Annotated in this window: 6 protein-coding genes; 3 read left to right on the top strand and 3 right to left on the bottom strand. The window is 72.2% G+C overall.

Features of this window, described 5'->3' with window-relative positions:
• Positions 1–114 precede the first annotated feature (114 nt).
• Both ACFU6K_RS21110 and ACFU6K_RS21105 read right to left on the bottom strand, forming a co-directional pair.
• On the bottom strand, positions 115–576 hold the full coding sequence (locus ACFU6K_RS21110; protein WP_380665169.1) for a GNAT family N-acetyltransferase: 462 nt from the start codon (positions 574–576) through the stop codon (positions 115–117).
• Positions 577–675: 99 nt separating this feature from the next.
• A complete protein-coding gene (locus ACFU6K_RS21105; RefSeq protein WP_380665167.1) occupies positions 676–1,467 on the bottom strand; it encodes a VOC family protein in 792 nt (263 codons plus the stop codon).
• A gap of 191 nt (positions 1,468–1,658) precedes the next feature.
• Here ACFU6K_RS21105 and ACFU6K_RS21100 point away from each other — a divergent pair, with 191 nt between their 5' ends.
• The 3 genes from ACFU6K_RS21100 to ACFU6K_RS21090 all read left to right on the top strand — a co-directional run bounded on the left by ACFU6K_RS21100 (position 1,659) and on the right by ACFU6K_RS21090 (position 6,689).
• Entirely contained in the window at positions 1,659–3,896 is a 2,238-nt protein-coding gene (locus ACFU6K_RS21100) for an ATP-dependent RecD-like DNA helicase (RefSeq protein ID WP_380665165.1), read from the top strand.
• A gap of 225 nt (positions 3,897–4,121) precedes the next feature.
• Complete coding sequence (locus ACFU6K_RS21095) at positions 4,122–5,411, top strand: citrate synthase (RefSeq protein WP_355264308.1); 1,290 nt, start codon at positions 4,122–4,124, stop codon at positions 5,409–5,411.
• Positions 5,412–5,969: 558 nt separating this feature from the next.
• Entirely contained in the window at positions 5,970–6,689 is a 720-nt protein-coding gene (locus ACFU6K_RS21090) for an SDR family NAD(P)-dependent oxidoreductase (RefSeq protein WP_380665163.1), read from the top strand.
• A gap of 79 nt (positions 6,690–6,768) precedes the next feature.
• Here ACFU6K_RS21090 and ACFU6K_RS21085 read toward each other — a convergent pair whose 3' ends face one another.
• Positions 6,769–9,027 (bottom strand): heavy metal translocating P-type ATPase, encoded by a 2,259-nt coding sequence (locus tag ACFU6K_RS21085; protein WP_380665171.1) that lies wholly within the window; start codon positions 9,025–9,027, stop codon positions 6,769–6,771.
• Positions 9,028–9,057 lie beyond the last annotated feature (30 nt).

Here is a 9,057-nt window from a genome sequence, read left to right as displayed (position 1 = left end):
CTGCAGGGGGGACCCTGTGGGAGAGTAGGACGCCGCCGAACAATTCTTCTGAAGAACCCCCATCCGGGTCCCGGGTGGGGGTTCTTCGCATTTTCCGGGCTTGTGGGCGCGTTCTCAGAGCGTGAGCTTGAACCCGACGTGCGAGGCCACGAATCCCAGCCGCTCGTAGAAGCGGTGTGCGTCCGTGCGCGTCGCGTCGGAGGTCAGCTGGACGAGGTCGGCGCCGAGTTCGCGGGAGCGGTCGACGGCCCACCGGATCAGTTCGGTGCCCAGGCCGCTGCCGCGTTCGTCGGCGTGGATGCGGACGCCCTCGATGATGGTGCGGGTGGCGCCGGCTCGGGAGAGGCCGGGGACGACGGTGAGTTGCAGGGTGCCGACGGTGCGGCCGGCCCGGTCGGCGACGATCAGGTGCTGGTGCGGGTCGTCGTCGATGCGGGCGAAGGCGGTGCGGTAGGGGGTGAGGTCGTCGGGGCTCTCGCGGGTGGCGCCCAGCGGGTCGTCGGCGAGCATGGCCACGATCGCCGGTAGGTCGTCGGCGGTGGCCCGCCGGATCGTCAGAACAGCCGTTTCAGTCATGATCAGAGACTAGAGGCCCCTGTTTGACGCACCGCGCCTTGTCTACGCCCGTAGCACCCCTTCCCGGGCCTTCTGAAGGGCCGTGGGACCCCGTCGGCGTCAGGTCCCGGGCTTGGCACTGGTGATGACGGCGAAGACGGCGCCGTGCGGGTCGACCAGCTGGGCCAGGCGGCCGACGCCGTGCACGTCCATGGCCGGGATCCGTACGGTCGCGCCGAGGGTGTCGGCGATGGCGAGGCTGGCATCGGCATTGGGGACCTCGAAGTAGGGGAGCCAGTGTGAGCTGGTGCCGCGCGCGGTGTGTTCGGGGCCGAGCTGCATGATGCCGCCGTGGGCGTCGTCGCTGCCGCCGCCGGCCGGGGTGAGGACGGTGTACATCACCTCGCCGAGCGGGACGTCCTGCTCCTGCCAGTCGAAGACGGCACGGTAGAAGGCCTTGTCGAGTTCGGCGTCGACGCTGTAGCACTCGGCCCAGCAGAGGCTGCCCTCCTCGGTGACGACGTCCAGGCCGCGGGTGCCGTGCGGCTGCCAGACGGCGAAGTCGGCGCCGGTCGGGTCCGTGTAGCCGGCCATCCGGCCCGCGGTGAAGACGTCGAAGGGGGCGAACCGGACGCGGCCGCCGGCCTGTTCGACCAGCGCGGTGGTGCGGTCGGCGTCCTCGGTGGCGAAGTAGAGCGTCCAGCCGGGCGGGGTGCCCTCCTCGGCGAGCGGGCCCAGGGCGGCGACGGTCCGGCCGTCGAGCTGGAAGAAGCCGTAGCCGCCGGCCTCCGGGCCGGCCGAGTCGAAGGTCCAGCCGAACAGCGCGGTGTAGAAGTCGACGGACGCGCGGGTGTCGGGGCTGCTCAGGTCGAGCCAGTCCGGGGAACCGGGGCGGAAGTCGGTGTTGAGCATGGCGGCACGGCTCCTCGGACGGGGCCCGGGCGGGCGCGGTCGACGGCGGGTCCCCCTCGGTCCCTCCCAGCCTGGCATCTCGGCCGGGGCGGTGCACGGCAGCGGCCGCCGCTCCGGCGGGGCGGGCTGTCGGGGCGGGGCGGTACGGTGCGTAGCGGAATGATCCACCCGTACCGGTCGAAGGGGGTCCGGTGAGCAAGCAGGCGGCGCAGTCCGGGCAGCAGGTGCCGCGCCAGCTCGCGCAGGTCGAGGGCGTGCTGGAGCGGATCACCTATGCCAACGAGGAGACCGGCTACACGGTGGCCCGGGTGGACACCGGCCGGGGCGCGAACGACCTGCTGACGGTGGTGGGCGCGCTGCTGGGGGCGCAGGTCGGCGAGTCGCTGCGGCTGCACGGGCGGTGGGGTTCGCACCCGCAGTACGGGCGGCAGTTCACGGTGGAGAACTACACCACGGTGCTGCCCGCCACGATCCAGGGGATCCAGCGGTACCTGGGCTCGGGGCTGATCAAGGGGATCGGGCCGCGGTTCGCCGAGCGGATCGTGGAGCGCTTCGGGGTGGACACCCTGGAGGTGATCGAGAACGAGCCGGGCCGGCTGATCGAGGTGCCGGGGCTGGGGCCCAAGCGGACGAAGAAGATCGCGGCGGCCTGGGAGGAGCAGAAGGCCATCAAGGAGGTGATGGTCTTCCTGCAGGGGGTCGGGGTGTCCACCTCGCTTGCTGTACGAATCTACAAGCAGTACGGCGACGGCTCGATCGGGGTGGTGCGGAACGAGCCGTACCGGCTGGCCTCGGACGTGTGGGGCATCGGCTTCCTGACGGCGGACCGGATCGCCCAGGCGGTGGGGATTCCGCATGACAGCCCCGAGCGGGTGAAGGCCGGCCTGCAGTACGCGCTGTCGCAGAGCACCGACCAGGGGCACTGCTTCCTGCCGGAGGAGCGCCTGATCGCGGACGGCGTGAAGCTGCTCCAGGTGGACGTCGGGCTGGTGATCGACTGCCTGGCGGAGCTGGTGGCGGCCGAGGGGGTGGTGCGCGAGCCGGTCCCGGGGGAGGGCGGCGAGCCGCTCACCGCGGTGTACCTGGTGCCGTTCCACCGGGCGGAGATCTCGCTGGCCAACCAGCTGGTGCGGCTGCTGCGTTCGGACGCGGACCGGATGCCGTGGTTCGGGAACGTGGACTGGCCGGTGGCCCTGGACTGGCTGGCGAAGCGGACCGGGGCCGAACTGGCGCCGGAGCAGGAGGAGTCGGTCCGGCTGGCGCTGACCGAGAAGGTGGCGGTGCTGACGGGCGGTCCGGGCTGTGGCAAGTCGTTCACGGTGAAGTCGATCGTGACGCTGGCGCTGGCGAAGCGGGCCAAGGTGGTGCTGGCGGCGCCGACCGGCCGGGCGGCGAAGCGGCTGGCGGAGCTGACCGGGGTGGAGGCCTCGACGGTGCACCGGCTGCTGGAGTTGAAGCCGGGCGGGGACGCCGCGTACGACCGGGACCGGCCGCTGGACGCGGACCTGGTGGTGGTCGACGAGGCCTCGATGCTGGACCTGATCCTGGCGAACAAGCTGGTCAAGGCGGTGCCGCCGGGCGCGCACCTGCTGTTCGTGGGGGACGTGGACCAGCTGCCCTCGGTGGGTGCCGGCGAGGTGCTGCGGGACCTGCTGGCGGAGGGCGGGCCGATCCCGTCGGTGCGGCTGACCAGGATCTTCCGGCAGGCGCAGCAGTCCGGCGTGGTGACCAACGCGCACCGGATCAACGAGGGCAGGCCGCCGCTGACGGACGGCCTGGCGGACTTCTTCCTGTTCGCCGAGGAGGACGCGGAGCGGGCGGCCGGGCTCACGGTGGACGTGGTGGCGCGCCGGATCCCGCAGAAGTTCGGCTTCGACCCGCGCCGGGACGTGCAGGTGCTGGCGCCGATGCACCGCGGCCCGGCCGGCGCGGGGAACCTGAACACCCTGCTCCAGGCGGCGGTGACGCCGGCCCGGGAGGGGCTGGCCGAACGCCGGTTCGGCGGCCGGACGTTCAGGGTGGGGGACAAGGTCACCCAGATCCGCAACAACTACGACAAGGGGCGGAACGGCGTCTTCAACGGCACAGTGGGAGTGGTCACCGCGCTCAGCGTGGACGACCAGCGGCTGACGGTGCTCACCGACGAGGACGAGGAGGTGGCGTACGACTTCGACGAACTGGACGAGCTGGCCCACGCGTACGCGGTGACGATCCACCGCTCGCAGGGCAGCGAGTACCCGGTGGTGGTGATTCCGGTCACCATGTCCGCTTGGACGATGCTCCAGCGGAACCTGCTCTACACCGCTGTGACCAGGGCGCGGAAACTCGTGGTGCTGGTGGGGTCACGCAAGGCGATCGGGCAGGCCGTCCGGGCCGTCAGTGCAGGTCGGAGGCATACCGGACTCGACCATCGGCTGGCAGCTGGATGATTATCCAACGGGATGGTTGCCTCTAATGTTCTCTTGACGTGAAGAGATTTACGGCAGAGCCTAGGGTGGTGCCGATCTTGTCCGGTTCGTACCGGCTGCGGCAGCAGGTTTTGTAGGGGCGGGCCCTTTCGGGCCACCCCGGGTGCGCGACTGTCCTCCGGATGGGGGATGGTAGAGACAGTCAGGGCACCTTGGAAGAGGATTCATTTCGTCGGTGAGGAAGACGTGAGCGACAACTCGGTAGTACTGCGGTACCAGGACGGCGAGTACGAGTACCCCGTCGTCGAGAGCACTGCGGGCAACTCCGGCTTCGACATCTCGAAGCTGCTCCCGCAGACCGGCCTGGTCACCCTGGACAACGGCTTCGGTAACACCGCCGCGTACAAGTCCGCGATCACCTTCGTGGACGGCGACAACGGCATCCTGCGGTACCGCGGCTACCCGATCGAGCAGCTCGCCTCCGACGGCGGGTTCATCGAGACCGCGTACCTCCTGATCAACGGCGAGCTGCCCAACGCGGACCAGCTGGCCGAGTTCAACCGCGAGATCACCCAGCACACCCTGCTGCACGAGGACGTCAAGCGCTTCTTCCAGGGCTTCCCGCGGGACGCCCACCCGATGGCCATGCTGTCCTCGGTCGTCGGCGCGCTGTCCACGTTCTACCCGGAGAGCCACAACCCGTTCGACGCGGCCCAGCGCCACCTGTCGACCGTCCGCCTGCTCGCCAAGCTGCCGACGATCGCCGCGTACGCGTACAAGAAGGCGATGGGCCAGCCCTTCGTCTACCCGCGCAACGACCTGAGCTACGTCGAGAACTTCCTGCGGATGACCTTCGCCGTTCCCGCCGAGGACTACGAGCTCAACCCGGTCGTCGTCAACGCGCTGGACAAGCTGCTCATCCTGCACGCGGACCACGAGCAGAACTGCTCGACCTCCACCGTGCGCCTGGTCGGCTCCAGCCACGCCAACCTGTTCGCCTCGATCTCGGCCGGCATCTCGGCCCTGTGGGGCCCGCTGCACGGCGGCGCCAACCAGGCCGTGCTGGAGATGCTGGAGAGCATCCAGAAGGACGGCGGCGACGTCGACGCCTTCATCACGAAGGTGAAGAACAAGGAAGCCGGCGTCAAGCTGATGGGCTTCGGCCACCGGGTCTACAAGGCGTTCGACCCGCGTGCCGCCCAGGTCAAGCTGCTCGCGCACGAGGTCCTCGGCCAGCTCGGCAAGAACGACGAGCTGCTGGACATCGCGCTCAAGCTGGAGGAGCACGCCCTCAAGGACGACTTCTTCATCTCGCGCAAGCTGTACCCGAACGTGGACTTCTACACCGGCCTGATCTACCGCGCCATGGGCTTCCCGACCAGCATGTTCACCGTGCTGTTCGCCCTCGGCCGGCTGCCGGGCTGGATCGCCCACTGGCACGAGATGATCAACGACCCGACCAGCCGGATCGGCCGTCCGCGCCAGATCTACACCGGCACCGCGATCCGCGACTACGTCCCGCTGGACGCCCGCTGACCGCAGCGGAGCCGACCACCGGCCCGCACGGAAGCTGAGAGGGGCCCGACCGCGAGTGAGCGGCCGGGCCCCTTCGCGTCCCGGTGGCGCGCCCGAGGGCCCGCGCGGGGACGGAACCGTACGGCGCACGACTCCGGGGTCGGCCGCAGCCGGGGACGGCCGCTCAAAGCGTCCCAGGCCCGCCAGAACCCCGGCGTCGTGCGCGAAGGCCGTCAGGGTCGACGACCGTCCCGGGGCCCGCCGGAGCCCCGTCGGCGACAGCCCGCTGGAAGCGCGGGGACACGTTGCCGTTCAGCGTGTCCCCGCCCACCGGAAAAACTGCCGCACTACCAACCTAAGACGTATCAGGGTGCGAGAAGTTACGCCCGGGGGGTGTGAGCTGCCTCTCGCCACGCTCCGTGTGCGCCTCGTACCACGCCCATATCACACCTTCGCTCGCGCGGGACGTCACCCTCCCCGCAGTCACGGCAACCGAGCGTGATAGGAATCGTGGCATTCCGGTACGGACCGTCGCGCACATTCGCCGCGCGACGGCGGAACTGGGGAGGGAGTGCGCAGATGGCCAGGAACGTCGTCGTCACCGGCGGTGGCACGGGAATCGGGTACGAGGTCACGCGGCGGTTCGTCGAGGCCGGCGACCACGTGGTGATCGTGGGCCGCCGCCGGGAGGTCCTGGAGAAGGCCGCGGCCGACCTCGGGCCGAACGTCACCCCGCTGGTGTGCGACCTCGCCGACCCCGACGCCGTCGAGGCCGCGCTCGCCGACCTGCCCGAGCGGATCGACGTCCTGGTCAACAACGCCGGCAGCCGCGAGACCGTGGTCGGCGGCGGGCCGCACGCCCTGCTGGCGCGCTGGCGCGGTGACTTCGAGCGCAACGTGCTGACCGTGGTGCTGCTCACCGAGTCGGTCCGCGACCGGCTCGCCCCGGGCTCCGGCCGGGTGGTCACCATCAGCTCGATCGCCGCCCTGCGCGGGGCCGGCTCGTTCGGCGCGGCGAAGGCCTCGCTGCACGCCTGGAACCACTTCCTGGCCGCCCAGTTGGGCACCTCGGGCATCACCGCCAACATCGTCGCGCCGGGCACCGTCGCGGGCACCGAGTTCTTCGGGCCGCGGCTGGACGAGGCCGAGGTCGCCCGCCGGGCCGCCCGCACCCTGCTCGGGCGGATCGGCGAGACCGGCGAGGTGGCGGCGGCGGTGCACTTCCTGGCCTCGCCCGAGGCCGGGTTCATCACCGGCGAGATCCTGCACTGCAACGGCGGCGAGCTGCTGGGGCGTTGAGGCCCGGCCCCGAAGGCCCCCGTACGTGTGAAGGCCCGTGGAGACCGGACGGTGTCCACGGGCCTTCGCGCGGGTCGGCTCAGGCGGGTTGGAAACGGCGCAGCCGCAGGCTGTTGGTGACCACGAAGACCGAGGAGAAGGCCATCGCGGCCCCCGCGACCATCGGGTTGAGCAGGCCGGCGGCGGCCAGCGGGATCGCCGCGACGTTGTAGCCGAAGGCCCAGAACAGGTTGCCCTTGATGGTGGCCAGGGTGCGGCGGGAGAGCCGGATGGCGTCGGCCGCCGAGCGGAGGTCGCCGCGGACCAGGGTGAGGTCGCCGGCCTCGATCGCGGCGTCGGTGCCGGTGCCCATGGCGAGGCCCAGGTCGGCCTGGGCGAGCGCGGCCGCGTCGTTGACGCCGTCGCCGACCATCGCCACGACCCGGCCCTCGGCCTGCAGCCGCTTGACGGTGGCGACCTTGTCCCCGGGGAGCACCTCGGCGAGCACGTGCTCCGGTGCGATCCCGACCTCGGCGGCGACGGCCTCGGCCACCGCCCGGTTGTCGCCGGTGAGCAGCACCGGGGTCAGGCCCAGTGCGCGCAGCCTGCCGACGGCCTCGGCGCTGGTCGGCCTGACCGCGTCGGCGACCTCCAGCACGGCCCGGGCCTCGCCGTCCCAGCCGACCGCGATCGCGGTGCGGCCGGCCGCCTCGGCGGCGGCCTTGGCGCGGGTCAGGGAGGGCGGCAGGTGCTGCGCGCGGTCGGCCAGCAGGGCCTCGCGCCCGGCGACCACCGCGCGGCCCGCCACGACCCCCTCCACGCCCCGCCCGGGCACGCTGCGGAAGTCCGCGACGGCGGGCAGGGCGCCCGCCTCGGCGGCGGCCTCGGCGACCGCCCGGGCGACCGGGTGCTCGGAGGCGTGCTCGACGGCGCCCGCCAGGCGCAGCGCCTCGGCCCGGTCCACGCCCTCGGCGGTGTGCACGGCGACCAGGGCCATCCGGCCGGTGGTGACGGTGCCGGTCTTGTCCAGGACGACGGTGTTCACCGCGCGGGTGGTCTCCAGGACCTCGGGGCCCTTGATCAGGATGCCCAGTTGGGCGCCGCGGCCGGTGCCGACCATGAGCGCGGTCGGGGTGGCCAGGCCCAGGGCGCACGGGCAGGCGATGATCAGCACGGCGACGGCCGCGGTGAAGGCCTCGGTGGAGCTGTCGGTGGCCAGCAGCCAGACCACCAGGGTGGCCAGGGCGATCAGGATGACGGCCGGGACGAAGACCGCGGAGATCCGGTCGGCCAGCCGCTGGGCGGCGGCCTTGCCGTTCTGCGCCTCCTCGACCAGCCGGGCCATCCGGGCCAGCCTGGTGTCGGCGCCGACCCGGGTGGCCTCGACCACCAGCCGCCCGCCCGCGTTGACGGTGGCGCCGGTGACGGCGTCGCCGACGGTGACCTCGACCGGGACGGACTCGCCGGTCAGCATCGAGGCGTCCACCGCCGAGGCGCCCTCGACCACCGTGCCGTCGGTGGCGATCTTCTCGCCGGGGCGGACCACGAAGCGGGTGCCGACCGTCAGCCGGTCCACCGGCAGCCGTACCTCGCGCCCTCCCTCCAGGACCGCGACGTCCTTGGCGCCGAGGTCGAGCAGGGCGTGCAGCGCGGCGCCGGCCCGGCGCTTGGAGCGGGCCTCCAGGTAGCGGCCGAGCAGGATCAGCACGGTGACGGCGGCGGCGGTCTCCAGGTAGAGCGTTGCCGAGGCGTCGGTGTCGCCGACCGAGAGCGAGAAGTCGTGGTGCGTCCCGGGCCGGCCGGCGTGGCCGCCGAACAGCGCCCAGCAGGACCAGCCGAAGGCGGCCAGGGTGCCGAGCGAGACCAGGGTGTCCATGGTGGCGGCGCCGTGCCGCAGGTTGGTCCAGGCGGCGCGGTGGAAGGGCAGGCCGCCGTAGACCACGACCGGGCCGGTGAGCGCGAAGGCCAGCCACTGCCAGTCGGTGAACTGGAGGGCCGGGACCATCGACAGCAGGACCACCGGGAGGGCGAGGACGGCGCTGGTCAGCAGCCGGTCGCGCAGGGGGTCGCGCGGGCGGTCGGCGGGCTCGGGCCGGGCGGAGCGCTCGGGGGCGGCCGGGGGCGGGGGGAGCTCGGCGGTGTAGCCGGTGCGCTCGACGGTGGCGATCAGGTCCTCGACCGTGGTGCCGGGGCCGAAGTCGACCCGGGCCTTCTCGGTGGCGAAGTTGACGGTGGCCTCGACGCCGTCCATCCGGTTGAGCTTCTTCTCGATCCGGGCCGCGCAGGAGGCGCAGGTCATCCCGCCGATCGACAGCTCGACCCGGTCCCGGGCCCCGAGGTCCGGGGTGGACGTGCTCATGCGGATCAGCTCCTCGGTGCGGGTGGCCGG

This window comes from Kitasatospora sp. NPDC057512 (assembly GCF_042802135.1).
Classification (GTDB): Bacteria; Actinomycetota; Actinomycetes; order Streptomycetales; family Streptomycetaceae; genus Kitasatospora.
This window is presented reverse-complemented; position numbering and strand designations above follow the sequence as displayed.